At 56.2% G+C, this 25,409-nt stretch carries 24 protein-coding genes and 2 pseudogenes; 17 read left to right on the top strand and 9 right to left on the bottom strand.

The genetic code is table 11. The annotated features are described in order from the left end of the window. Nucleotides 1-38 precede the first annotated feature (38 nt). Entirely contained in the window at nt 39-1,304 is a 1,266-nt protein-coding gene (locus tag QOT07_RS11630) for an MFS transporter (protein ID WP_219016097.1), read from the top strand. Between the two features lie 155 nt (nt 1,305-1,459). Further along, a complete protein-coding gene (gene tus, locus QOT07_RS11625; RefSeq protein WP_283603151.1) occupies nt 1,460-2,398 on the top strand; it encodes a DNA replication terminus site-binding protein in 939 nt (312 codons plus the stop codon). On the opposite strand, the pseudogene QOT07_RS25900 reads toward tus, so the two are convergent. The 4 genes and pseudogenes from QOT07_RS25900 to QOT07_RS11610 form a co-directional block, all read right to left on the bottom strand. Next, nucleotides 2,388-2,525: pseudogene (locus QOT07_RS25900) on the bottom strand (VOC family protein); the annotation flags it as partial. The gene tus and the pseudogene QOT07_RS25900 sit on opposite strands and share 11 nt — an antisense overlap. After that, complete coding sequence (locus QOT07_RS11620; protein WP_283603150.1) at nt 2,526-2,972, bottom strand: helix-turn-helix transcriptional regulator; 447 nt, start codon at nt 2,970-2,972, stop codon at nt 2,526-2,528. 59 nt (nt 2,973-3,031) lie between these two features. Next, the gene (gene fumC / locus QOT07_RS11615; protein ID WP_207977028.1) at nt 3,032-4,429 is read right to left on the bottom strand and encodes a class II fumarate hydratase; all 1,398 of its coding nucleotides are present in this window, start codon (nt 4,427-4,429) and stop codon (nt 3,032-3,034) included. A gap of 251 nt (nt 4,430-4,680) precedes the next feature. After that, nucleotides 4,681-5,019, bottom strand: a complete 339-nt coding sequence (locus QOT07_RS11610) for a hypothetical protein (protein WP_099061876.1) — start codon at nt 5,017-5,019, stop codon at nt 4,681-4,683. A 465-nt stretch (nt 5,020-5,484) separates the two neighbouring features. On the opposite strand from QOT07_RS11610, the gene manA reads away from it, so the two are divergent. After that, nucleotides 5,485-6,663 (top strand): mannose-6-phosphate isomerase, encoded by a 1,179-nt coding sequence (manA, locus tag QOT07_RS11605; RefSeq protein ID WP_099062079.1) that lies wholly within the window; start codon nt 5,485-5,487, stop codon nt 6,661-6,663. A gap of 141 nt (nt 6,664-6,804) precedes the next feature. Beyond that, nucleotides 6,805-8,334: a YdgA family protein gene (locus QOT07_RS11600; RefSeq protein ID WP_283603149.1), complete on the top strand. Its 1,530-nt coding sequence runs from the start codon at nt 6,805-6,807 to the stop codon at nt 8,332-8,334. Nucleotides 8,335-8,379: 45 nt separating this feature from the next. Here the strand turns inward: QOT07_RS11600 and QOT07_RS11595 are convergent, their stop codons facing one another. Beyond that, nucleotides 8,380-9,537, bottom strand: coding sequence for a serine hydrolase domain-containing protein (locus tag QOT07_RS11595; protein WP_283603148.1), 1,158 nt, complete (start codon nt 9,535-9,537; stop codon nt 8,380-8,382). Nucleotides 9,538-9,639: 102 nt separating this feature from the next. Here QOT07_RS11595 and QOT07_RS11590 point away from each other — a divergent pair, with 102 nt between their 5' ends. Continuing rightward, a complete protein-coding gene (locus QOT07_RS11590; RefSeq protein ID WP_283603147.1) occupies nt 9,640-10,569 on the top strand; it encodes a LysR family transcriptional regulator in 930 nt (309 codons plus the stop codon). A 9-nt stretch (nt 10,570-10,578) separates the two neighbouring features. On the opposite strand, the gene ampC is transcribed toward QOT07_RS11590, so the two are convergent. Then, nucleotides 10,579-11,715 (bottom strand): class C beta-lactamase, encoded by a 1,137-nt coding sequence (gene ampC / locus QOT07_RS11585; RefSeq protein WP_099061872.1) that lies wholly within the window; start codon nt 11,713-11,715, stop codon nt 10,579-10,581. A gap of 192 nt (nt 11,716-11,907) precedes the next feature. On the opposite strand from ampC, the gene QOT07_RS11580 reads away from it, so the two are divergent. Further along, nucleotides 11,908-12,795, top strand: a complete 888-nt coding sequence (locus tag QOT07_RS11580; RefSeq protein ID WP_198404387.1) for a LysR family transcriptional regulator — start codon at nt 11,908-11,910, stop codon at nt 12,793-12,795. A gap of 8 nt (nt 12,796-12,803) precedes the next feature. Here the strand turns inward: QOT07_RS11580 and QOT07_RS11575 are convergent, their stop codons facing one another. Next, a complete protein-coding gene (locus tag QOT07_RS11575) occupies nt 12,804-13,835 on the bottom strand; it encodes a Mal regulon transcriptional regulator MalI (protein WP_099061871.1) in 1,032 nt (343 codons plus the stop codon). Between the two features lie 225 nt (nt 13,836-14,060). On the opposite strand from QOT07_RS11575, the gene malX reads away from it, so the two are divergent. Together malX and QOT07_RS11565 are read left to right on the top strand one after the other, a co-directional pair. Continuing rightward, entirely contained in the window at nt 14,061-15,680 is a 1,620-nt protein-coding gene (gene malX, locus QOT07_RS11570) for a maltose/glucose-specific PTS transporter subunit IIBC (protein WP_085116642.1), read from the top strand. After that, nucleotides 15,673-16,854 (top strand): MalY/PatB family protein, encoded by a 1,182-nt coding sequence (locus QOT07_RS11565; protein ID WP_283603145.1) that lies wholly within the window; start codon nt 15,673-15,675, stop codon nt 16,852-16,854. The genes malX and QOT07_RS11565 overlap by 8 nt, the downstream gene beginning before the upstream one ends. A gap of 67 nt (nt 16,855-16,921) precedes the next feature. Here QOT07_RS11565 and QOT07_RS11560 read toward each other — a convergent pair. After that, nucleotides 16,922-17,283 (bottom strand): annotated as a pseudogene (locus QOT07_RS11560) (NUDIX hydrolase). Beyond that, the gene (locus tag QOT07_RS11555) at nt 17,280-17,876 is read right to left on the bottom strand and encodes an NUDIX domain-containing protein (RefSeq protein WP_283603144.1); all 597 of its coding nucleotides are present in this window, start codon (nt 17,874-17,876) and stop codon (nt 17,280-17,282) included. Before QOT07_RS11555 ends, QOT07_RS11560 begins: the two are co-directional and overlap by 4 nt. 100 nt (nt 17,877-17,976) lie before the next feature. Between QOT07_RS11555 and QOT07_RS11550 the strand changes: the two genes are divergently transcribed. The 9 genes from QOT07_RS11550 to add all read left to right on the top strand — a co-directional run bounded on the left by QOT07_RS11550 (nt 17,977) and on the right by add (nt 25,183). Continuing rightward, nucleotides 17,977-18,732, top strand: coding sequence for a DeoR/GlpR family DNA-binding transcription regulator (locus QOT07_RS11550; protein WP_099061864.1), 756 nt, complete (start codon nt 17,977-17,979; stop codon nt 18,730-18,732). Nucleotides 18,733-19,117: 385 nt separating this feature from the next. Next, a complete protein-coding gene (locus QOT07_RS11545) occupies nt 19,118-20,098 on the top strand; it encodes a 6-phosphofructokinase (protein WP_283603143.1) in 981 nt (326 codons plus the stop codon). A 10-nt stretch (nt 20,099-20,108) separates the two neighbouring features. After that, nucleotides 20,109-20,423 (top strand): PTS sugar transporter subunit IIB, encoded by a 315-nt coding sequence (locus tag QOT07_RS11540; RefSeq protein WP_085116639.1) that lies wholly within the window; start codon nt 20,109-20,111, stop codon nt 20,421-20,423. Then, a complete protein-coding gene (locus tag QOT07_RS11535; RefSeq protein WP_283603142.1) occupies nt 20,416-21,783 on the top strand; it encodes a PTS sugar transporter subunit IIC in 1,368 nt (455 codons plus the stop codon). Before QOT07_RS11540 ends, QOT07_RS11535 begins: the two co-directional genes overlap by 8 nt. Next, a complete protein-coding gene (locus tag QOT07_RS11530) occupies nt 21,770-22,612 on the top strand; it encodes a class II fructose-bisphosphate aldolase (protein WP_219016079.1) in 843 nt (280 codons plus the stop codon). The genes QOT07_RS11535 and QOT07_RS11530 overlap by 14 nt, the downstream gene beginning before the upstream one ends. Nucleotides 22,613-22,686: 74 nt before the next feature. Further along, a complete protein-coding gene (locus QOT07_RS11525; RefSeq protein WP_219016078.1) occupies nt 22,687-22,956 on the top strand; it encodes a hypothetical protein in 270 nt (89 codons plus the stop codon). A gap of 9 nt (nt 22,957-22,965) precedes the next feature. Beyond that, nucleotides 22,966-23,403 (top strand): PTS sugar transporter subunit IIA, encoded by a 438-nt coding sequence (locus tag QOT07_RS11520; RefSeq protein ID WP_207977234.1) that lies wholly within the window; start codon nt 22,966-22,968, stop codon nt 23,401-23,403. Next, the gene (locus QOT07_RS11515; protein WP_283603141.1) at nt 23,400-23,996 is read left to right on the top strand and encodes a P-loop nucleotide/nucleoside kinase family protein; all 597 of its coding nucleotides are present in this window, start codon (nt 23,400-23,402) and stop codon (nt 23,994-23,996) included. Before QOT07_RS11520 ends, QOT07_RS11515 begins: the two co-directional genes overlap by 4 nt. A 188-nt stretch (nt 23,997-24,184) precedes the next feature. Then, nucleotides 24,185-25,183 (top strand): adenosine deaminase, encoded by a 999-nt coding sequence (gene add / locus QOT07_RS11510; protein WP_207977059.1) that lies wholly within the window; start codon nt 24,185-24,187, stop codon nt 25,181-25,183. The last annotated feature ends 226 nt before the right edge of the window (nt 25,184-25,409 follow it).

Here is a 25,409-nt window from a genome sequence, read left to right as displayed (position 1 = left end):
GAAAAACTGTGACAACCCCTGTGCGTTCTGCGGCCAATATGCCGTCGACGCTGGCCGCCAATGACGATGCGGCTGCTGCGCCAAAAACTCAACGTTCCACCCTGAATAAACTTCCCTACATCGAACGCGGAACGCCGCAGTTTATGCGCGTCACCCTGGCGTTGTTCTCTGCCGGGTTGGCCACTTTCGCCTTGTTGTATTGCGTGCAGCCGATCCTGCCGGTTTTGTCACAGGACTTCGGCATCTCTCCGGCGGAAAGTAGCCTGTCGCTGTCGGTGTCCACCGGGCTATTGGCGATTGGCCTGATGTTTACCGGCCCGCTGTCCGACGCCATCGGCCGCAAATCGGTGATGGTGGTAGCGTTGCTGCTGGCGGCAATCTGCACCCTGATTTGCGCCTTTATGACCAGTTGGCAAGGTATCTTGCTGATGCGCGCGCTGATAGGGCTCTCGCTGAGCGGCGTCGCCGCCGTCGGTATGACTTACCTGAGCGAAGAGATCCATCCCAGCTTTGTCGCCTTTTCGATGGGGCTGTATATCAGCGGTAATTCCATCGGCGGCATGAGCGGTCGTCTGGTGACTGGGGTACTGACCGACTTCTTCTCCTGGCGGGTTTCGCTGGCGGTGATCGGCCTGTTCGCGTTGGCCGCGGCCTGCATGTTTTGGCGCATCTTGCCCGAATCAAAGCATTTTCGCGCCAGTTCGTTGCGCCCGCGTACCCTGCTGATTAACTTCCGGCTGCATTGGCACGACAAAGGCTTACCGCTGCTGTTTGCCGAAGGTTTCCTGCTGATGGGCAGTTTTGTCACTATGTTCAACTATATTGGCTACCGCCTGCTGGCAGATCCTTATCACCTCAGCCAGGCGATAGTTGGCCTGCTGTCGGTGGTGTATCTGACCGGTTCTTACAGCTCGCCGAAAGCCGGTGCCATGACCTCCCGTTTTGGCCGCGGGCCGGTGCTGTTGGCGTCAACCCTGATTATGTTGATCGGGATCCTGATTACCGCACTGGCACCGGTAGCGGTTATTTTCATCGGTATGATGCTGTTTACCGCCGGTTTCTTTGCCGCCCATTCGGTTGCCAGCAGCTGGATTGGCCGGCGTGCACGTCGGGCCAAGGGTCAGGCATCTTCGCTTTATCTGTTCTGCTACTACGTGGGCTCCAGCGTCGCCGGTACCCTCGGCGGCGTGTTCTGGCACAGTTTTGGCTGGAATGGCGTGGTGGCCTTTATCAGCGTGATGTTGTTGCTGGCCCTGTTGGTGGTGCATTACCTGAAGAAACTGCCGGAAGCGGCACGCGTTTAATCTCTGGCCCACCGCCGCCCCAATGGGTGCCTGCGGTGGCCTTAATCCCTCTGTCAGGCCTGGACCGCTCGGTATCCCCACCCACACCGTTGCTAATGTTGCCCTTTCGTTTGTGGGTCTCTTATTGTATGTTGTAACTAAAATAGGAGCGAGTGATGGATAAATACGGTTTAATCAGCAGGATGAATGCTTGCTTTAGCGAGCTTGAACAGGCGCTGGCAAGCCTGCATCAGCAGATCCTGCCGCTGCGCTTGCTGGCTGGGCGGGTATTCAGCCTGCCCGAAATCGAGAAAGGTAAAGAGCACGATGCCGTAGCGCAGATTGCCGTCGAGCAACATCTGGGCCTGGCCGCGCGCGAACTGGCGTTGGAGCACTATCAGCGGCTGTTTATCCATCACAACAAGCACAACATCAGCAGTAAGGCGGCGTTACGCCTGCCCGGTGTGATTTGCCTGGCGGTGGAAGCAACGGAATACTCTGAGTTGCAGCAGCAAATTGCCCTGATTAACCGGCTGAAGGCCGAACTGGAGCAGATTATCACCATCGACTCTGGCCTGGCACCGGAGCAGCGTTTTGACTTCGTCCACACCCACCTGCATGGCCTGATCACCCTCAGCGCCTATCGTACCCTCACCGTTCTGACCAATCCGGATTCGGTGCGTTTCGGCTGGGCCAATAAGCACATCATCAAGAACGTGAAACGCGACGATATTCTGGCGCAATTGGAAAAGAGCCTGAAGGCCGGACGCGCGGTACCGCCCCATAATCGCGAACAATGGGCCGAACTGGTCAGCCGTGAGATCGACGACGTCAGCCGTCTGCCCCAGCAGGCGGTGCTAAAAATCAAACGACCGGTAAAAGTGCAACCCATCGCCCGGGTTTGGTATCAACCGCAGCAAAAGCAGGTGCAACACCCCTGCCCGCTGCCGCTGATTGCCCTGTGTCAGGTGGAAAACGGTGCCCAGGTGCCGAAGATTGGCGAATTGCTCAATTACGACGCCTCGGCGGTGAAACATAAATACAAACCGGACGCCAGGCCGCTGCGGCTGCTGGTCAAGCGGTTGCATCTGTATACCGACGCTCCTACTCGCTGAGGCAGTACACCCGCAGACGATGACCATCCGGATCGCAGGCGACGAAGCTATAGCCGAAGTCCAGCGTCACTGGCGGCTGAATCATCTCCAGCCCTTGTTCGCGCCACTGCTGATAGAGCGCGTCTACCTACTGCGGCGGAATGCCCTGAGTCTCGTGCCACTCTTTCATCAGCGAACGGCGGCCACGCGGATAACGCTGCGCCAACGGCGTCGCCAGACAAATACGGTCGAGACGGAAATGGCGAAATGACTGGCGCAGCTCACACCAGGCAACCAGCATCCGCGCCTGTTCAAAATAGCCCAGAGCAAAGGGCCAGAGAATACGTTCGCTGGGGTTACCGTCACGATCGCAATAATCCACCGCCAGTTTGCGTTCCTGGCGGATCACCTCGCGGATCAGCACCAGAGTCTCGTCCGCCACCTTCACCAGATCCACCGGGCCAATCAGCAGCGTGCTGGCCTCCAATTCATCGCGCAGCGCCGCAGGCAGAACGTCGGCGATTTTCGCCAGCGCATGGTAGCGATGCCGCCGCAGGATCTGCATTAAATCGAGTAAACGCGCGGTACGTGACATTGAATTTTTTCCACAAAAAAGGCTTACCTCAGTAAGCCTTATGCTTCTGACTCAATCAATTACTTCTTCATGCTGCCGACCATGTCTTCCGGGCGCACCCACAGATCGAACTCCTCTTCGGTCAGGTAGCCCAACTTCAGCGCAGAGCCTTTCAGCGTCAGCCCTTCCTTGTGCGCTTTCTTGGCGATTTCTGCCGCTTTGTCATAACCGATGTGGGTATTCAGCGCGGTAACCAGCATCAAGGATTCATTCAGCAACTGGCTGATGCGGTCCCGATTAGGTTCGATACCCACCGCACAGTGCTCATTAAAGCCCTGCATGCCGTCGGCCAGCAGGCGGATAGATTGCAAATAGTTGTGGATCACCATCGGGCGGAATACGTTCAACTCAAAGTTGCCGGAAGCCCCGCCGATATTCACCGCCACGTCATTGCCCAGCACCTGCGCGCACAGCATGGTCATCGCTTCGCACTGGGTTGGGTTGACCTTGCCCGGCATGATCGAGCTGCCCGGTTCGTTTTCCGGGATCGAGATTTCACCGATGCCGCAACGCGGGCCGGAGGACAACCAGCGCACGTCGTTGGCAATTTTCATCAACGACGCCGCCAGCCCTTTCAGCGCGCCGTGGCCATGCACCAGCGCATCACAGGTCGCCAGCGCTTCAAATTTGTTGGGGGCGGTGACGAACGGCTGTTTCGTCAGGTCAGCCAGCGCCCTGGCAACGCGAACCGCGTATTCCGGATGAGTATTCAGCCCGGTGCCCACGGCAGTCCCGCCCAAGGCCAGTTCACAAATGTGCGGGATACTGGCCTCAATGTGCTGCAGGTTATGCGCCAGCATCGCCGCCCAGCCGGAAATCTCCTGGCCGAGGGTCAGCGGCGTTGCATCCTGCAAATGGGTGCGGCCAATTTTGACGATATCGCGGTAGGCTTCTGCTTTGTCGCTCAGGGTTTTATGCAGCACTTTCAGTTCGGGGATCAAATGCTCACGCACTGCAATTACCGCGGCTACGTGCATCGCGGTCGGGAACACATCGTTGGAGCTTTGGCTCTTGTTGACGTCGTCGTTCGGGTGCACCCGTCGCTCTTCCCCCCGCACGCCGCCCAACAGCTCACTGGCGCGGTTGGCCAGCACTTCATTCATGTTCATGTTGGTCTGGGTGCCGGAGCCGGTTTGCCAAATCGACAACGGGAATTCATTGGTATGTTGATCCGCCAGCACTTCATCGGCAGCGCTGATGATGGCGTTGGCACGTTCGGCGGGCAGCAGGCCCAGATCCATATTCACGCTGGCCGCAGCGCGTTTGGTCAACGCCAGCGCATGGATCAGGGCGGTCGGCATCTTTTCGGAAGAGATGCGAAAGTGCTCCAGTGAACGCTGGGTTTGCGCCCCCCATAGCCGATCGGCCGGCACTTCAATCGGTCCCATAGAGTCTTTTTCAATACGAACGGCTGCCATCACGATCTCCTTAGTACAATTCCTAAAAATGTACGATTACGCCAACGCGCTCAAGCCCGCCGGCACACCCAACCAGTATAGTGACATAATAACTATTCGCATTAAGAGAGTTACTTCACAGCATTTTTTCAACATTGTCTGGCTTATTGTACGGATATTGTTTTGGGGTCGGTTCTCTCAGCCCGGCAGGTAAATATCAGCAATAAAAAAGCGCCGTCTGGCGCTCCGATTATTTATTCTCAACCCGCAGATTAAGGGTGGTGTTGATTATAAGCGTTAATTCTTTGGTCCTGCAGATGATTGATTTCATCATAGGCGTCCTGACGCTCGTTGTGGCGATACACCCCCGCACCGACGGCACCGGCAACGGCGGCAACAGGATGAGCTACCGGGGCAGCAGTGACCACCACCGGTGCCGGTGTAACCACCACGGGCTGAGCCACCACCACGACCGGGCGTGGCGCGACGATCACCGGTCTTGGAGCGACCACCACCGGCCGGGCAACGCCATAACCATAAGCATGGGTGACCACGACGGCCGAATGGGCTGCGGAAGTGCACAGCATCAGAACCAGTAGCAGTTTTTTCATCAGCGCCTCTAATTTAGCAAAATTTAATCAGTGAGTTTATTTGCCTGCACTGTATAGCGACGCTGCCCATTAAATTTAGCTAGTTGTGTGATTGCCAATACAAACCCAATAATTATGATGAGAGATATATTCTGCCGGTAATAATTCACTTCAAAAAACACAGTTTGAAATAGAAATTGAGGAAGCAGACTAAAATGCCAACGTCTGCATTTACGCCGAAAAATATATTTGCCCGCAAAAAGGAACGGTGTTTTTTTATCCACCCCCACCGCTTTGCCAACCGACGTCCGAATTGTGACCGGGGTGGCTATCACGCTATACTTTGCCGGCCTTGCGGAACGCTACTTGTTTGATCGCGCCCCGTTTTTACGCCAAGGTTCGCGTGTAGGATAAGCCGCACAAGGTTTTACTCACTGTCAGATACTGACCGTCGCCTCGACGGGAATGCAAAGGATGTTTATCAAGATGCAAAAAATGACCAACGCAGTGCAAAACTATGCATGGGGCAGTCACGACGCGTTAACCCAGCTGTATGGCATTGCTAACCCGCAAGGGCAGCCGATGGCCGAACTGTGGATGGGCGCTCATCCGAAAAGCAGCTCCCGCGTGGCCGGTGCCGACGGCACTTTGCGCTCGTTGCGCGATGTCATTGATGAAGATCAGCCTAAACAATTGGGTGCCGAAGTTGCCAGTCGCTTTGGTGAGTTGCCGTTCCTGTTCAAAGTGCTGTGTGCCGACCAGCCGCTGTCCATTCAGGTGCATCCAAGTAAATCCGCCGCCGAAACAGGCTTCGCCAAAGAAAATGCCGCCGGTATTCCGCTGGACGCCGCCGAGCGCAATTATAAAGATCCGAATCACAAACCGGAGCTGGTGTTCGCCCTGACGCCTTTCCTGGCGATGAACGGCTTCCGCGAACTGTCCGACATTGTTTCCCTGCTGCAGCCGATTGCCGGTGCCCATCATGATATCGCCGCATTCCTGCAACAGCCGGATATCAGCCACCTGTCGTCCCTGTTTGCCAGCCTGCTGGCGATGAGCGGTGAACAGAAATCGCTGGCGCTTGGGGTACTGAAAGCCGCGCTGAATAATCAACAGGGCGAAACCTGGGACACTATCCGCTTTATCGCCGGCTTCTACCCGGAAGACAGCGGCCTGTTCTCACCGCTGCTGCTGAACGTGGTACAGCTCAAGCCGGGCGAAGCGATGTTCCTGTATGCCGAAACCCCACATGCCTACCTGAAAGGCGTGGCGCTGGAAGTGATGGCCAACTCGGACAACGTGCTGCGTGCCGGCCTGACGCCAAAATTCATCGATATTCCAGAATTGCTGGCCAATCTGCAGTTCCGTCCGCAACCGGCATCCGGCCTGCTGACCCAGCCGCAAAAACGCGGTGACGAGCTGTTCTTCCCAATCCCGGTCGAAGATTTCGCCTTCTCACTGCATGACCTTTCCGCTGCTCCCCAGGCGCTGGCGCAAAACAGCGCGGCCATCGTGTTCTGCGTTGACGGTGAAGCGGTGCTAACCAAACAGGATCAGCAACTGGTGCTCAAGCCGGGTGAATCCTGCTTTATCGGCGCGTTCGAATCGCCGGTTAACGTCAGTGGCAGCGGTCGAATCGCTCGTGTTTATAACCTGTTGTCGTAAACACTCGGTAAATTTCCGCAAATTGGTTGCTGAAAGAGTGGCTTACCTTCACAATTAAACGCCTACGGGCGTTTTTTTATTGGCCCAAATTTGCCCATCCATCTGTTCGAGACAGATGGCTTAATAAGGATGAACAGAACTATGAAAAAATCGTTAGTCGCTGTTAGCGTCATTGTGGTTCTTGGCGCAGCATGGACCGGGGCTTCCTGGTACACCGGCAAACTGATCGAACAACGGATGGGTGAAGTGGTTGATAACGCCAACAGCCAGCTGAAAGTCTATCTGCCAAAAGCCGGGGTTAAGCTGGGTTATGAAAATTACCAGCGCGGTATTTTCAGCAGTAAAATTCGCTATGTGCTGCGCGCCGACGGCAGCGTCACCACCGACGAGGCTCCGCTGAAAGCCGGTGATGAAGTGGCGTTTATGGAAACCATCGACCACGGTCCCTTCCCGTTTGCCCAACTGAAAAAATTCAACCTGCTGCCAAGCATGGCGTCGGTGCATACCGAACTGGAAAACACCCCGGCGACCAAAGGCCTGTTTGATATCACCAAAGGCAAGTCGCTGTTCACCGCCGAATCCCGTATTTCCTACAGTGGTGATACCTCATCTGCCATTGACGTGATCCCGCTGGAATACCAGAAGGACAAGTCAGCGCTGAAATTCAGCGGTGCGACCATCAATGCCGATGTCTCACGCGATATGAAAGCCATCACCCTGGACGCCAGCAGCGACAGCGCAGTGATCAGCGGCCCGAACCAGTTTGGTCAGACCGAGCAGGTTCAGTTGCTGGGCGCTACGCTGAAGAGCCAGACCCATGCCGGTCAGTTCGATCTCAGCCTGGGTAACCAGAATATGGAACTGAAACAGATCAAGGTTGCCGTTGACGGTAAAGAGACCCTGACGCTGGACGGCTTTAAGCTGGCGAGCCAATTCGGTGAGAAAGACGCTAACCTGAACGGCCAAATCGACTACACCATGGATGCGCTGAAGATCCAGAACAGCGATTTCGGTTCCGGCAAGCTGTCGCTGAAAATCGACAAACTGGACGCCAAATCGCTGAAAGAGTTTGCTGACCGCTATAACCAGCAGGCGATGCAAATGCTGCAACAGGCGCAAACTATGGATCCTGTGGCCTACCAGCAGCAAACCACCGACATCCTGCTGCAGAACCTGCCGCTGCTGTTGAAGGGCAACCCTAGCATCAGCGTTGCACCGCTGAGCTGGAAAAACAGCAAGGGTGAAAGTACCTTTACCCTGAGTCTGGATCTGACCGATCCTGCGCAGGCCGGTTCCCCTGCCGAATCACCGGATCAACTGATTGCCCGTTCAGTGAAAAAACTGGACGCCAATCTGAGCATTCCAGTGGCGATGGCGACCGAAACCACTTCGCAAACAGCTTTACTGCAGGGTTACAGCGCGGAAGAAGCACAGAAACTGGCCCAGCAGCAGGTGCAGGGTCTGGCCGCCATGGGGCAGATGTTCAAACTGACCACCTTGAAGGACGGGGTGATCGGCAGCAGCTTCCATTACGCTGACAATCAGGTTGATCTGAACGGCAACAAGATGTCGCTGCAAGAGTTCATCGGTACCTTTGGCCTGCTGGGTGCACCAGCAGCAGAAGGCGCACCGGCACAGGACGCCGTTCCTGCACCGGTACCAGCCCAGTAATTCTCAGCATCACAGCCTTGGGGCCCGCTTGGTCGGGCCCCTGTTTTATTCCTGGTTCCCGTACACCGCATCGCGGATCTGCTGCGGATACTGCCCGCTCATACCTTCAAACGCCGTATTGGTCAGCGCCACCACACTTAATGCCGCCTGCGGATCGTAAAACCAACTGTGTCCATACACACCGCCCCACTGCAGGGTGCCATTATGCTGTGGCGTCATCGCCAGTTGTGCATCCACCAGCACCGCGCCGCCAAAACCAAAGCCCCAGCCCGGCCCCTGGGTTTCAGCTTCGGCACCGACATGCGGCTGACGCATCAGCGCCACGCTGGCCGGTTGTAAAATCCCCTCTTCACCACCGCGCAAGGTTTCTACCAGGCGCAGCACGTCATCAGCATCGCCGACCATACCGGCACCGCCAGAAGCATAAGCCAGCGGATCAAGCGCACGTGATGGCGACAATTCAATGTCAAAACCAAAACCTTCCGGCAGCGTCAGATGCATGCCGTCGTGGATCGGCTCCGGCCGGGCGGCGCTGTCGTGATAAGCCGTCGCCAGGTTGTCGGCATCCGCGGTGTAAAACCCGGTATTACTCAGCCCCAAGGGTTGCGCGACCCAGCGTTCGAACAACAGTGGCAACGGCTCGCCAGCCGCCTGCTCCAATACCGCCCCCAACACATCAATCGCCAGCGAATAATTGAATTCGCTGCCGGGTGCCACCAACAGATCAGCCTGAGCCAACAGTCGCAAATTTTGCTCCAGCGTCAGTGGCGACAACGTCATACCGTCTTGAATGCCCAACCGCTGATACGGCCCGTCCGCGGGTTGATTAAAACGATAATCCAGCCCGGCGGTGTGGCTGAGCAAATGACGGATTTTAATCTCTGGCTGGCGGCCATCGGCCAGCGCAGGCGTGAACCAGGGCAGCCAACGGCTGACGGCATCATCCAGCCCCAGCTTTTGTTGTTCGACCATGCGCATCGCCGCCAGCGTGATGTAGGGCTTGGACACCGAAGACAGCCGGAACTGGGTTTCACGTCGCATCGGCCGCTGTAGTTCTCGATCTGCGTAGCCGCTGGCTTCGGCGTAAATCACCTTACCTTGCTGCGCCACCAGCACCACGCTGCCGACGATGCGTTGTTCGGCAATCGCCTGACGGCTGACCGCCTGTACTCGTTCTGCTAATGACTGATTCGGTATCGACATGATTTGATGCTCTCTGAGGGGGTATAAAATCAGTCTAAAGCGATTATTATAAAATTAAATACCCGGTTACTTAACGAATCATTAAGCAGGGGTTACTGATAGATGAGTTCACTATTGCAATTACTGCCGTTTTTCGAAGCCGTCGCCCGCTTGGGCAGCTTTACCCAGGCAGCTAATCAGTTGGGTGTCACCCCTCCGGCGGTGTCGCAAAACATTCAGGCATTGGAAACCCGGCTTGGGGTACGGCTGTTCAACCGTACCAGCCGGTCGGTGCGGCTAAGCGATGAGGGGCGTCTTTTTTACCAACGGGTGGCGCCCGCCATGGGACAGATCGAGGTGGCCGCAGACGATGTACGCACCCTGCACGGTCGCCCTTCCGGCCTGCTGCGCATTACCCTGCCGCAGTTGGCCGCCTCACTGCTGGTGATGCCCTATCTGGCGGAGTTTCAGGCGCGCTACCCCGAGGTACAGCTTGAGCTGTTTACCGACGACCACTTTTCCGATCTGGTGTTGGACAGTTTCGATGCCGGTATTCGCATGCGAGCCATGCTACAGAAAGACATGATTGCGGTGCCGATCGACCGCGACCAGCGGCGGGTGATTATCGCCACTCCCGGCTATTTGGCGCAGCACGGCACGCCACTGACGCCGCAGGCGCTGAGCGACCACAACTGCCTGCGTTACCGTTTCCCCGGCAGCGGCAAGTTTGAGCCCTGGTATTTCAGGCAGGATGGCGGGCAGCTCACGCTGGAGGTGAGCGGCAGCCTGATATTTAACGAAGACCGGCTGATTAAAGACGCCGCTTTGATGGGATTGGGCATGACCCAACGTTTTGCCAACACGGTGCAACGTGAGCTAAGCAGCGGGCAACTGGTCGAATTACTGGCGGAGTACAGCGGTGATTTCCCCGGTTTTTTCATCTACTTTCCGGCCAGTCGGCATATGCCGCTCAAACTGCGGGTATTCATTGATTTTATGCGGGAAAAACGGTCGCAACAGAACCGCACTCAGGACGCCAGTATGGCGCCCTGAGCTTCAGCGTTAAGGTTTATCCAACGCCTGCACGATCCGGTAACTGGCCGCGACCCGGTCGTCATTCGGGAACCATTTATTGGCCAGCATCACCACGGCAATTTTTTGCGACGGAATAAATACCGCGTAGGTGGAGAACCCGCCGGTTGAGCCGGTTTTATTGAACCAGGCGGCCGTCTGCTGCTGTAGCGGCGGCGTGATGGTGGTGGCCGGCGTGCCATTCATGATCATTCCGGCGTTGTTGCCTTCCGTCAGCTTGGCCAATGCCACCGGATAAGCATAGCTTTCCCACATCAGATCCTGAGTAAAGACCCCCGCCTGGAAATAACCGGTATGGGTCGCGGCCAGTGCCTTGCGCCACTTATCCCCCACCTTGGCCACCTGCATGTTGGCTTCCAGGTAACGGATCAGATCCTGGGCATTGGACTTAATACCGTAGGCTTCTGCGTCCAGCGGGCCCGGAGTCACTCGCACCGGCTGGTCTTGCTTGTTGTAACCCTGGGCGTAATTTTCCATCTGCCCGGCCGGAACATTCACGTAGCTGTGGTTCATGCCCAGCCCTGGCAGCAACTGTGTTTCCATCGCCTGAGCAAAGGGTTGGTTCAGGCTTTTGGCGGTGATCATCCCCAGCATGCCGACACCCAGGTTGGAGTAAACCCGGTAGCTGCCTACCGCATGCGTTGGCTGCCACTGCCGGTAATAGGCCATCAGTTGCGCGTCGTTGGTCACCTGGTCCGGAACAAACAACGGCAGACCAGAGGTATGCGTGGCCAGGTTCAGCAGGCTGACGTGGTCAAAGGCGCTGCCGCGCAGTTCCGGCAGGTAATGACTGGCCGGTTCGGCGAACGACAATTTGCCCTCATTCTGTGCATAGGCAGCCAATGTGGCAGTGAAGGTTTTGCTCAATGAACCAATTTCAAACAAGGTCTGGTTGGTGATCGGCTTGCCGGTCTGTTTGGACGCCACACCATAGTGATAAAACTGCTGCTTGCCGTCCACCGACACGGCGATGGCCATGCCCGGTACGCCATATTTCTGCATCAGGGGTTGAATAATGGCGTCGATGTCGGCCTTATCGGCGGCATGGCCAGCCGGCAGGATCATTGCGGCCAGCAACGCGGCCGCCAAGCGATTTATTTTGGTCATGTGAAAGCTCTTGGGTTGCAGGGTATCGGCCGATGGTAAAAGATTTTATTGCCATTCGACACGAAGATATCCTTGGGTAACGGTGTTATTCCTTTTCTGACTGCGTTAATTCCGCAACAGCTGGGCTAAATATCGGGGTTTCGCCTGAGGTTGACAAGCGATAAGAATTTCAGCCAGCATAAAGAAAAACTTATGGCTAACTCTATGCGCAACCGACTGCCGCTTAATGCCCTGCGGGCGTTTGAATCCTCCGCCCGTCACCTGAACTTTACCCGCGCCGGGCTGGAACTGAGCGTCACCCAGGCCGCGGTCAGCCAGCAGGTGCGTACACTCGAACAACAGTTGGGTATTCAGCTGTTCCGTCGCTTGCCGCGCGGGCTGGATCTGACCGAGGAAGGACAGGCGCTGCTGCCGATATTGACCGACGCTTTCGACCGCATTGAGTCGGTACTGCAACAGTTCGAAGGCGGGCATTTCCATGAGGTGTTGACGGTGGCGGTAGTCGGCACCTTTGCCGTCGGTTGGCTGATGCCCCGGCTGGCGGCGTTCAGAGAGTCACATCCGTTTATCGATCTGCGGGTGTTAACCAATAATAACCTGGTTAACCTGTCGGCCGACGGAATGGACTTCGCTATCCGCTTCGGTGAAGGCCGGTGGCCCGCGACCCACAACCTCAAACTGTTTGACGCCCCGCTGACGGTGCTGTGCCCACCGCAAGTGGCAGAGCAACTTCACACGCCGCAGGATCTGCAACACCAACTGCTGATGCGCAGCTACCGCAAGGACGAGTGGGAACGCTGGTTTGCCGCTGCGCAGGTGACGCCGTGGCGGATTAACGGCCCGGTGTTCGACTCTTCCCGGCTGATGGTAGAAGGGGCAATCCACAGCGGTGGTGTGGCGCTGGCTCCGGCACGTATGTTTGCCCGCGAGCTGCGGGTAGGCCTGTTACAGCGCCCCTTCAGCGCAGAAGCCGACCTTGGCGGCTACTGGCTGACCCACCTGAAATCACGCGATATGACGCCGGCGATGAAAGTGTTTGTCAGCTGGATCCAGCAACAGGTCGAGGATGAACAACAATGAGATTGAGATCAGGCCGAGCCACGCTTGATCAACACCGGCGGCAGAATCACGTTTTGCGGCGGTAACTCGGCGTCGGCGATCCGCTGTAGCAAGCGTGAGGCGGCGCTGCGCCCCACTTCTCGTGCCGAGCTGGAAACCAGCGTCAGCGGCGGTTCGGTCAGTTCGGCCTCAGGCACATCGCCAAAACCAATCAGCGCCACCTGCTGACCGTAGTAAGTGTCGACGCCTTCCGAACCGATACTGCGCCCGCTGCGCACGATGCCAAAGTAGGCGCCCAACGCCACCGACGCCTTATGGCAGACCAGTGCGCTGATGTTCGGGTGTTGCCGTAGCAGGTTTTCCGCTGCTTCTGCCGCCGCCCGCTGATGACAGTCACACTCGACAATCCAGTCGGAGCGAAAAGGCAGGCCATACTGCACCAGCGTGGCACAAAAACCTCCCAGCCGTTCGGCACGGGTTAAGGAGCTGCTTTGCCCGCCCAGATAGGCAATTTGGCTGTGGCCGCGCTTGATCAGGAATTCGGTGGCCATCTTGGCGGCCTGCATATTGTCCGGCCGCACCACATCGACCCCTTCCAGGCCATTCGAGCGTGCAGCGCACACCAGTGGCACGCCCTGCTCTGCGGCCTTCTCCTTCAGCCCCTCGGCCGAGCGTATGCCACCCGCCAGCACCATACCGTCAACCCCATGCTCCAGCAGCGTATCAAAACAGCGCATCAGCCCCTTGCCGTCGCGACCGCTTTGGGTCAGGAACAACACTTTGCCGTGCGCCTCCAATACCTCGCTCAGCCCGGCGGTCATTTCCGCATAAAACGGCTCGCAGATATCACGCAGGATCAGGCCAATCACGCCCGACGCCCCACCGCGCAGCGTCGCCGCCTGACGGTTGCGTACGTAGCCCAGGCGTTCAATGGCGTGGTTCACCCGCGCCACGGTAGTGGGTGAAATACGCCCTTTGCCACTCAGCACCAGCGAAACGGTGGTGACCGAAACACCGGCCTGCTGCGCGACATCGGTAATGGTGATCTTTTTGATGGTCATGACCTCTGCGAGCCCGATCCTGGGCATTCTGCATCTTGCAGCAAATGGTATACCGAATCTGTTTGGTCAGTAAAACGTTTTACTGGTCTCGTCATTGTCACCGCAAAGTGCGCGTCGGAATTGTGATTAGTGGCGCATTTTTAGTAGGTAAAACGTTTTATCTTATTTTTACCTAACAGGGGTACACACCACTTTCGCACGTTTTTCCGCCAGGAGCCGCCGGTTATGCCAGCACCTAAAAAACAAAAAATCACGCTCTGGGAGTTTTTCCAGAGCCTGGGCAAAACATTTATGCTGCCCGTCGCCTTGCTGTCGTTCTGCGGCATCATGCTGGGTATCGGCAGTTCACTGAGCAGCCGGGATGTCATCACCCTGCTGCCGTTTATCGGCCACCCTGCCTTCCAGTTGCTGTTCACCTGGATGAGCAAGATCGGCTCCTTTGCCTTTAGCTTCCTGCCGGTGATGTTCGCCATTGCCATTCCGCTGGGTATGGCGCGTGAAAACAAGGGCGTCGCCGCGTTCTCCGGCTTTGTCGGCTTTGCGGTACTGAACCTGGCCACCAACTTCTACCTGACCACCACCGGCATTTTACCCACCACCGATCCGCTGGTGCTGAAAGCCAACAACATCCAAAATATCCTCGGTATTCAATCGATTGATACCGGTATTCTGGGTGCGGTGATCGTCGGTATCATCGTTTATAAATTGCACGAGCGTTTCCACACCATCCGTCTGCCGGATGCGCTGGCGTTCTTCGGTGGCACCCGCTTTGTGCCGATCGTCACTACCGTGATACTGGGTTTGTGTGGCCTGGTGATCCCATTGATTTGGCCCTGGTTTGCCGCCGGTATTACCGGGCTGGGCTGGGTGATCAACAGCGCTGGTGCCTTTGGGCCGATGCTGTTCGGTACTGGCGAACGCCTGCTGTTACCCTTCGGCTTGCAGCATATTCTGGTGGCGCTGATCCGCTTTACCGAGGCGGGCGGCACGCTGGACGTCTGCGGCCATACCGTGAGCGGTGCGTTGACCATCTTCCAGGCGCAGCTTTCCTGCCCAACCACCACCGGCTTTGCCGAAAGCGCCACCCGCTTCCTGTCACAGGGCAAGATGCCGGCCTTCCTGGGTGGTCTGCCGGGCGCGGCGTTAGCCATGTATCACTGTGCCAAGCCGGAAAATCGCCATAAAATTAAAGGCCTGCTGATCTCCGGCGTAGTGGCCTGCGTGGTCGGCGGCACCACCGAACCGATCGAGTTCCTGTTCCTGTTTGTCGCACCGTTCCTGTATCTCATTCACGCGGTCCTCACCGGGTTGGGCTTCACCGTGATGGCCCTGCTGGGCGTGACCATCGGCAACACCGACGGCAATATCATCGACTTCGTGGTATTCGGTATTCTGCACGGTACCGCCACCAAGTGGTATCTGGTGCCGATCGTCGCCGGCATCTGGTTCGCCGCCTACTACGCCATTTTCCGCTTCTCCATTCAGCGCTTTAATATCAAAACGCCGGGCCGCGAAAGCGAAACCACCGCCAGCCAGAGCGCACCCGTTGGCCCGGTCGGCAAATCCGGCTATAACGTTCCGGCCATTCTGGCGGCGCTGGGCGGCAGTGAGAATATTGTTTCGTTGGATAACTGCATCACCCGTCTGCGCCTGTCGGTCGACGACATGAGCAAGGTGGATGACGCGGCGCTGAAGGCCAATCGCGCCATTGGCGTGGTGCACCTCAATGAGCACAATCTTCAGGTGGTGATCGGCCCGCAGGTGCAATCGGTGAAAGATGAATTAGACTCACTGATAGCGGCAGCGCTTCCTGCTGCGGCCCTGCAGGGAGCGTCAAATGTTTGATTTTTCCACCCCGGTCGATCGGCACGGTACCTGGTGCACGCAATGGGATTACATCGCTGACCGTTTTGGCCACGATGACCTGCTGCCGTTCACCATTTCCGATATGGATTTCGCCACCGCGCCCTGCATTCTCGAGGCGCTGCAACAGCGCCTGCAGCATGGTGTGCTGGGTTACAGCCGCTGGCAGCATGAGGATTTTCTCGGCGCGGTGCGCCACTGGTATCAACAGCGCTTCAATATCCCCATCGACACCCATATGGCGGTCTATGGCCCGTCGGTGATTTACATGGTGGCGCAATTGATCCGCCTGTGGTCGGCACCGGGTGAATACGTCGTCACCCACACCCCGGCCTATGACGCTTTTTATAAGGTGATCCTCGGTAATCAACGCCAACTGCTGGCCTGCCCACTGCACAAGGACGGCAACGACTGGCAGTGCGATATGGCCCACCTGGAGGCGTTACTGGCGCGGCCGCAAACCAAAATTCTGCTGCTGTGCAGCCCGCACAACCCGACCGGCAAGGTATGGCGTGCGGAAGAATTGCAGCAAATGGCCGAGCTGTGCGAACGCCACGACGTGCGGGTGATCAGCGATGAGATCCATATGGATATGGTCTGGGGTGAGCAACGTCATACGCCCTGGAGCCAGGTTGCCACCACGCCCTGGGCACTGCTGACCTCAGGTTCCAAAACCTTCAATATCCCGGCGTTGACCGGGGCCTACGGGTTTATCAGCGATGATGCCGCGCGTGAGGCCTACACTCAGCAACTTAAGGCCCGCGACGGGTTGTCTTCTCCGGCAGTACTGGCGGTTGTCGCGCATATTGCCGCTTATCGCCACGGCGAGCCCTGGCTGGACGCACTGCGCGACTACCTGCAGGACAACCTGACCTACGTTGCCGAGCGGTTGAATCAGGCGTTCCCGATACTGAATTGGCAACCGCCACAGGCCACTTACCTGGCCTGGATCGATCTGCGCCCGCTGGGCATTGACGACCGTCAGTTACAACAGGTGCTGATCGAGCGGGAGAAGGTTGCCATCATGCCGGGCTTCACCTACGGCGAAGAAGGCCGTGGCTTCCTGCGGCTGAACGTCGGCTGCCCGCGCAGCAAGGTTGAGGCCGGTATGGACAAGTTGATTAACGGACTGAAATTTGTGCTGGGCCCAGCTTAGTCTGTTCACCTCAAGCCCTCTCACCAGGAGAGGGCCTATTTCACCTTTGCTACGTCACCTCTAAGGCTTAAACCTGTGGGATCTCTGCGAGACGCTGATAAACCGTCAGGCCGCGCTCATGAGCCAGGCGTACGTCGTTATCGGCCCCGCCGACACCCCCTCAATGCGATACACCGCCTGACACTGGGCAATCAGCCGATGGGCCACCGGATAGAGGTATTCCTCGCTAATGGCATCGCCATGGCGGGTTGAGCCTGCCGCTGCCGCCAGCGGTAACGCCAGCCATTCGCCAATCACCGGTACATGCCCGCGTTGGTACACCTCAAGCGCCGCCTGCTCCAGACGTTGCAGGTTATCGGCAATGCGCTGTGCATCGCCATCGGTACCGCTGCGGTAAGGGCCGGCAATTAATATCAGTTGAGCTTTCATAGCGCATTCTCCAGGGTGTGATTCAGGGCGACAAACTGCAACAGCATGATGGTTTTGGCATCGACAATACTCCCCTGAACAATGGCGCTCAGCGCCTCCGCCAGCGGCAGTTCAATCACCTCGAGATCTTCGCCCTCCGCTTCCACCCCACCGCCGTCGCTGACCCGCCCGGCGGCATGATACTCGCCGACAAAGAAGTGCAGCTTCTCGGTAACGGAACCGGGGCTCATATAAGCTTCAAATACCTTTTGCACGTTTTGCACCCTATAGCCGGTTTCTTCCTCCGCTTCCGCACGGATACGCTCTTCAGGCGAAGCGTTGTCCAACAGACCGGCGGCGGCCTCGATCAGCATGCCGTCGTGACCGTTGACGAACACCGGGAAGCGAAACTGGCGCGTCAGCACCACCGTTTGCGCCTGGCGGTTAAACAGCAAAATGGTAGCACCGTCGCCGCGATCGTAGGTTTCACGGCTTTGCCGCTGCCAGACGCCATCGCGACGTAAAAAATCAAAGGTGGTTTTTTTCAGCAGATACCAGTCATCGGACAGCACCCGGGTTTCGATAATACGAACCCGATCTTTAGTGGCGATCATGTTGGTCAACTCCACAACCAGGAAAGGAAAGCGATACTATCGTGCAGCTTCGTGTATGATCAAGATATTTCGTGCAGAATAAATTTAACGGGAGAACGTCATGCTCACCAGCCAACGTAAAAAAATCATTCTGGAAAAACTGGCCCAGGACGGACAGGTGCTGGCCAAACAGCTCAGCGAGATGTTCGGGTTGTCCGAGGATACCCTGCGGCGTGACTTGCGCGAGCTGGACAGTGAAGGCCTATTGCAACGGGTGCACGGTGGCGCGCTGCCGGTCTCTCCGGCGATTGCCACCTTCGCCGAAAGAAACGGGCAGGAATCTGCCGCCAAGCGCGCCATTGCCAAAGCCGCAGCGGCAATGATCGCACCCGGTCAGGTGGTGATCATCGACGGCGGTACCACCTCCGCCGAATTGGTGAAACAGCTTCCCGCCACGCTGGAGGCCACTATCGTCACCCACAGCCCCAGCGTGGCGGTTGGCCTGGTTGAGCACCCCAAAGTGGAAGTCATTCTGATCGGTGGGCGGCTGTACAAACACTCGATCGTCAGCGTGGGCGCGGCAGCGGTGGAAGCCATGTCGCACATCCGCGCCGACCTCTACTTTATGGGCGTGACCGGCGTGCACCCGACCGCCGGCCTGAGCACCGGCGATCTGGAAGAGGCCTACATCAAGCGCGCTCTGGCGGCGCGGGCAGCCGAAACCGTGGTGTTGGCCTCTGCCGCCAAGTTGAATGCCGCCTCGCAGTATGCGATTGGCGATATCACGCTGGCGCAGAGTATTATTGTCGAACGTTCGACCGACGCCGCGCTAACGGCCCCACTGGAACAGGCCGGGTTGACCGTTATCAAAGCCTGAGTGGTATCCTGAATTAAATAACGTAATAAATACGCGGTTATTAATCTTCTCCGCGTATTTATTACGATTAATCTCCGCGAATCGGATAAAAATGCGAGAGAAATCACACTTCGTTAAACTTATTTCCTCCCAGCCAATCATTTCCCCCCTTACTAATAATCCCACGGCAATATAGATGTAACATTATGATTATTAATAAATAGTCGTTTTAACGCTGCTGAGGCGCTTAAATTAAAATGAGATCTACTTCTCAAAAACATTACCTATCGCCAGTCTGTCAAGGTCAATCACGGAAATATTTGTGAGTGTTTTGTGATGTCGCCTGCAAATTTTAGCGATGCCAAAAATGACAATGAGCTCCACGGAACAGATTGGAGGCCAGTATATGAAAATCGGTGTGGTAATAAGCGGCGGCGACGTCACCGGCATCAATAACTTTATTTTCCAGGTCGCCAGACTGGCGCAGGCCGATATCGTTCTGTTTAACGGCGGAATACCCGGATTATTGGCTAATCAACATCAATCTGTCAGTCAGCGCGACCTGGTTGATTACTCTATTTCATCGATGCCGATAATGTCTTCCGGCCGCACGGCCAAGAAATTGGTGTCCGGTGAATATGAAACCATCAGCAAGCAGCTTAAAACCTTACACATTGAGGTGCTTATTATGGCCGGTGGCGACGGTTCGCTGCAGTTTTTAAATACCCTCAGCGAATTTGGCGTTAACTGTTTTGGCGTGGGCATGACCATCGACAATGATGTGTTTGGCAGCCATTACAGCATTGGCTTTTCCACCGCCTGCGAGCAGGTGATCAAAGAGGTCTCCAAGCTGCGCAACACCGGGCGCGCCCTGCCCGGACGCGTGTTTATGATTGAACTGTTGGGCGGCTACTGCGGGGAGCTGACGCTGCAGACGGCGATCAAATCCAATGCCGACTTTGCCCTGATCCCGGAATGCCAACATGCCTTAAGCCAGTTGGCAGAGAAAATATCCCAGCGGCTGGAACAACAAAATAGCGTCATTATTTTATGTTCCGAGGGATATACCAAAGAATATTCGCCCGGCTTTCAGGGTGCCATTGATACCATGATTAAACAGCTTGAACCAAAAATTGGTGTACGCATCCGTAAAACCATTATGGGTTATGGTTTGCGCAATGGCGATCCTACCTGTGAAGAGATTTATCAGGGAACCATTATGGCCAGCGAAGTGGTTCGTTGTATTCATTCCGGCATGAAAAACAAAGCCATTATTATTAATGCCAGCAACCAACCCATTCCGATTGATTTAATCAGCATGCAAAAACGATTGATTGATACCGAAGGACACCATTACAAACTCGCCAGGCAATTAAATATAATCTGAGGAGATACCCATGCTTAAAATACTGTGCGTATGTGGCTGTGGCCTCGGCTCCAGCTTTGCCATCGAAATGAGCGCAAGAGCGGTGCTGAAAAAATTAGAGATTGAGGCAGACATTGATCACACCACTATCTCTGAGGCCAGCGCCTTTAAATCAGATATTATTCTCACCCAAAAAACCTTCGCCGATATTTTAAATGCTGATGCCAGCGAAGAGGAAAAGAAACGGGTAATTATTCTCCACCGGCTCACCGATAAAGTGGAAATTGAGCAAAAGATTGTGGCCTTTTTAAAAGAGCGCGACATGAAGGAAAACCACCATGAATAGTCTGATTGACTTTATTGTCAAAGACCTGCTCGGTCAGGCTTCGATCCTGATCGCCTTTATCGCCATGCTGGGGCTAATACTGCAGAAAAAATCCACCGGGAAAGTGGCCGAGGGCACCTTTAAAACCCTGTTGGGCTTTCTGATCATGATGGCAGGCATCAACATTATTGTCGGTGCCCTGACCTACCTGAACAGCATTTTCACTCACAGCTTCGGCATGACCGGCTACATCACCGACGTCGCCGCCATTGCCGGCCTGGCCAACCGTGAGCTGGGCTCGGAAGTGGCGATGACCCTGATGGTGATTTTCGCGGTGAATATCATCATTGCCCGTATCACCCCGTTCAAGTACATCTTCCTGACCGGCCAGGCATTGCTGTGGATGGCCACCATCGGGGCGGTGATCGGCTACAAGGCTGGCCTAACCGGCCTGCCGCTGATCCTGACCGGCGGCATCTTTGGCGGCGTAATGGCGGTGTTAATGCCGGCATTGGCCCAACCGGTGGTGCGCAAAATCACCGGGTCGGATGAGGTGGCGCTGGGGCACTTTTGCACCATTGGCTATCTGGTTCAGGCGGCAGTCGCCAAGGTGGTTGGTAAAGGTTCCCGCTCAACCGAAGATCTGGAGCTGCCCGACAACTTCAAGTTCCTGCAGGATACCTACCTGTCGATGGCGGTGGTGATGATCCCGATGTATCTGATCCCCGCGCTGGCGGCCGGTCCGCAATATATTGCCCAATATGCTGGCGGTATGAACTACCTGATGTACTCCTTTATGCAGGCCATTCAGTTTGTCGCCGGAGTCTTTATTCTCTACAGCGGCGTGCGCCTGCTGCTTAACGAACTGGTCCCCGCCTTTCGCGGTATCGCCATGCGCATCGTGCCGGACGCCAAACCGGCGCTGGACTGCCCGGTGCTGTTCCCCTACGCCCCTAACGCAGTGATCGTCGGTTTCCTGGCCACCACCCTCGGCTCCATCATCGGCATGATCGTTTTCCCTATGTTCGGTCTGGCGATGATCCTGCCCGGTCTGTTGACCAACTTCTTCGCCGGCGGTACCGCAGGCATCTTCGGCAATGCGCTTGGTGGTCGCCGCGGCGCCATGATCGGCGGCGTGGTCCACGGCCTGTTTATCACCTTCCTGCCGGCCATTCTGGTGCCGATGCTGGAGAGCTACGGCTTTGTCGGCGTGACCTTCAGCGACTCCGACGTCATCAGTAGCGGTCTGGTGATGGGCCATGCCTTTCAGGGCAACTGGCTGTTCATCGCCCTGTTCATCGTCTTCGTCACGCTGATTGCGTGGTTTGTTAACGGTAAATCAACCAAACACCATGAGGAAAAAGTCCATGAAACTCTATAATTTCAACGAGCTGTTGTCCGTGGCCAAAGCGCGTGACTTCAAGGCAATTGGATCATTCAATCTCCACTGCCTGGAAATGCTGCCGGCCTTCTTCAAAGCGGCCAAGGACACCCACAGCCCGCTGATGATCCAGATTTCGACCGGCACCGCCGAGTATCTGGGCTACAAGCTGCTGGTTGATTCGGTGCGCTCACTGGCAGAAAGCGAACAGGTGCCAACCTGCCTGCACCTGGATCACTGTGCAGACATCGCCTCTATCGTTACCGCGATCGACGCCGGTTTCAGTTCGGTGATGTATGACGGTTCACACCTGGAAATGGACGAGAACATCGCCAATACCCGCAAGGTGATCGACATTGCACGCCAGCGCAATGTGTCGGTTGAGGCCGAATTGGGCGCCATCGGTGGCTCGGAAGACGGCAAGGCCGTGGCGGAAGAAGACATCACCTTTACCACGGTGGAAGACGCCAAACGCTTTGTCGATGAAACCGGAGTCGACATGCTGGCCGTTTCGGTCGGTACCGTTCACGGCATGTACACCGGCAAGGCACATATTCAGCACCAGCGCCTGGCGGAAATCACCGAAGCCACCCAAACCCCACTGGTGCTGCACGGCGGTACCGGGGTCAGCGATGAGGATATGCGACGCGCGGTGGCCGGCGGCATTGAGAAGGTCAACGTCGGTACCGAGATGAACGTGCAATGGGTCGGTCGTTGCATGCAGACATTTGAAAAGGGTAAGGTGAATGACAGCGTGCGCAAATTCCTGATCCCCGCCAATAATGCCGTCACCCAGGTATTAACGGAAAAGATCGGCCTGTTTAAATAATTACTGCCCCGTTTTCTTTTTAATATAACCCTACAACCCTGGTGCCCCGGCGCCCGTCGGGGCTGGAGAATATTATGCTTGATTTTATGAAATTGAAGCGAAATAAAAAGGCCGCGCCCGATGTGCAAAATGATGCTGAAGCCAATGATATATCAGCCGAAATAAGCGTATTGGAGCAGCAGTTGGCGGCCACGCCGACCAATAGCGAAATACATAAAACCTTAATGCTGACCTATAATCGAGCATTAAAGATTTATGCCAAAAATAAAAACCATCGCCAACATATCGATACGGTTTTTATCAAGATTGACGAGCTGCGCAATATTATCAGGAAGTCTCTTTGAGGGAACATGATGACCATTAAACAACTGTTGATCGAGGCCGGCGCAATACAGGTCGGCGTGCAGGAAACGGACTGGAAAAAAGTGATTGAGCTGGCGGCGCAGCCTTTGGTCGATAACGGCTATATTCACCCCTCCTATTATCAGGCGGTGATCAGCAATACGCTGGCCCATGGTGCTTATTATGTGTTTGACGAGGGTATTGCCATCCCCCATGCGCGGCCTGAGTGTGGCGTGATCAAAAATTGCTTCAGTATGGTATTGCTGGAGCAGCCGATTACCTTTCAGGACAGTGAAAAGGCTGACATCGTCATCCTGTTCGGCGCGACGGACAGCAACCGACATATTGAAGAAGGTATCCGGGCGATTGTCGAGTTGCTCGATAATAAACAACGGCTCGATAAGCTGCGCGCCGCCAAACTGTGGCAAGAGGTGGTAGAAATCCTATGACTGTGCTCACTGACAACGGTGGTAAAACCGTTATTTTGGTTAATGGCATTCCGGCTTCTGGCAAGAGCACCCTCGCCCGTGCGCTGGCGCAGCACTTTGGTTTGCCTTATCTGAGCCTCGACGGCATCAAAGAGCCTTTTATGGCCCGATTGGACAACGTGGATCGTGAGCTTAACCGTCGGCTTGGCTACGCCGCCTATCAGGCGGTCTGGTCGACGGTGGCGCAGGCTCCGTCGCGCTGTATCTACATTATCGATGCCTGGTTCGGCTTTCAGCCCAGAGAACTGTTGCGTCAATATCTGCGCGAAGCGGGCGTGGTCCAGGTTTTGGAGGTGTGGAACCAGATCTCCGCTGAACTGGCGACCGATCGCTATGCTGCCCGTATTGGCCAGCGCTCTGCTGGCCATCCCGGCGCAGAATACTTGCCTGAGCTGCGGGCGCTGGCCGAACGCGCCATGCCGATGGCCATTGGTCCGGTGATCCGCGTTGATCAAGCACTGCCGCTGGAGATCGGCAAGATTGCAGATTGGCTGGCACTGCACGGCGTAGCCGATAACGACGATGAAAATATCACTAAACTGAGGGTGGGTTGATGAGGTTTGGCCGCCGTTTGCCTGCCAGGTCGCGGGGGTATTTCTCTCCCGCACTCGCCTGAAAATGCGGCACCACCCGCAATTAATGTGATTTTCATCACTTTTTTATGCAACGAAATGGCAATTTTCATCATTTTGTTTTTATACTGATCTGCACTTTACCTACAACAAACTAACGAGTGCACATCATGATTGACTCCCGCCTACCGCTGACCGACATCCACCGTCACCTCGACGGCAACATCCGTGCGCAAACCATTCTCGATCTGGGCCGTCAGTTTAACCTTGCCCTGCCTGCCGACGAACTGGAAGCGCTGCGTCCACACGTGCAAATTACCCATGCCGAACCGGATCTGGTCAGCTTTTTACAAAAGCTGGACTGGGGCGTCGCCGTGCTGGGCGACCTGGAAGCCTGCCGCCGCGTAGCTTACGAAAACGTCGAGGATGCGGCCAACGCCGGTCTGCACTATGCCGAACTGCGTTTCTCGCCGTATTACATGGCGATGAAGCACCAGTTGCCGGTGGCTGGAGTGGTGGAAGCGGTGATTGATGGCATTCGTTCCGGCTCCCGTGATTTTGGCATTGATGTGCGCCTGATCGGCATCATGAGCCGCACCTTCGGCGAAGCGGCCTGTTTGCAAGAGCTGGAAGGCCTGCTGGCACACCGCGATGGCATCACCGCGCTGGATCTGGCCGGTGACGAACTGGGCTTCCCAGGTGGCCTGTTCCTCAACCACTTCAACCGCGCCCGTGACGCCGGATTACGCATCACCGTACACGCAGGCGAAGCAGCCGGTCCGGAAAGCATCTGGCAGGCAATCCGCGAGCTGGGCGCCGAGCGTATTGGCCACGGGGTGAAAGCGATTGAAGATCCGGCGTTGATGGACTTCCTGGCGGAGCACGGCATTGGCATCGAGTCCTGCCTGACGTCCAACATTCAGACCAGCACCGTGCCTTCTCTGGCACAGCATCCGCTGGCGAAGTTCCTGCGCCACGGCGTCATGGCGTCGATCAACACCGACGATCCGGCTGTTCAGGGTATCGAAATTGAACACGAATACCGGGTGGCAGCACCACAGGCCGGGCTGACACCGGCGGAGATCCGCACCGCTCAGGAAAACGGCCTGAAAATGGCGTTCCTCAGCGAGCAGGAAAAACAGGCTTTGCGCGATAAAGTTCGCGGCTGATTGCATTGAATAATGGGCGCGATTTAGCGCCCATTAACGTTGTCTTGAAGGTCGAGATACCCGGGCCTAGCGCACCGAGGGGCTATTATGGGACACATCCGTGTGTCCCACCCTCCGGGCCGACTGAAAGTCGTTCCAATTTGCTCCCGGCAAATTGGTCGGCAGCTAAAGCCGCTACGACCCCTTCGGCACGCTCTCCCTAATAACGAGTTACTCAGTTCACTGG

The sequence above is a fragment of the Serratia proteamaculans genome (genome assembly GCF_949794035.1).
GTDB lineage: Bacteria > Pseudomonadota > Gammaproteobacteria > Enterobacterales > Enterobacteriaceae > Serratia > Serratia proteamaculans.
The sequence above is the reverse complement of the archived record's forward strand: the minus strand, read 5'-3'. Positions and strand labels throughout refer to the sequence as shown.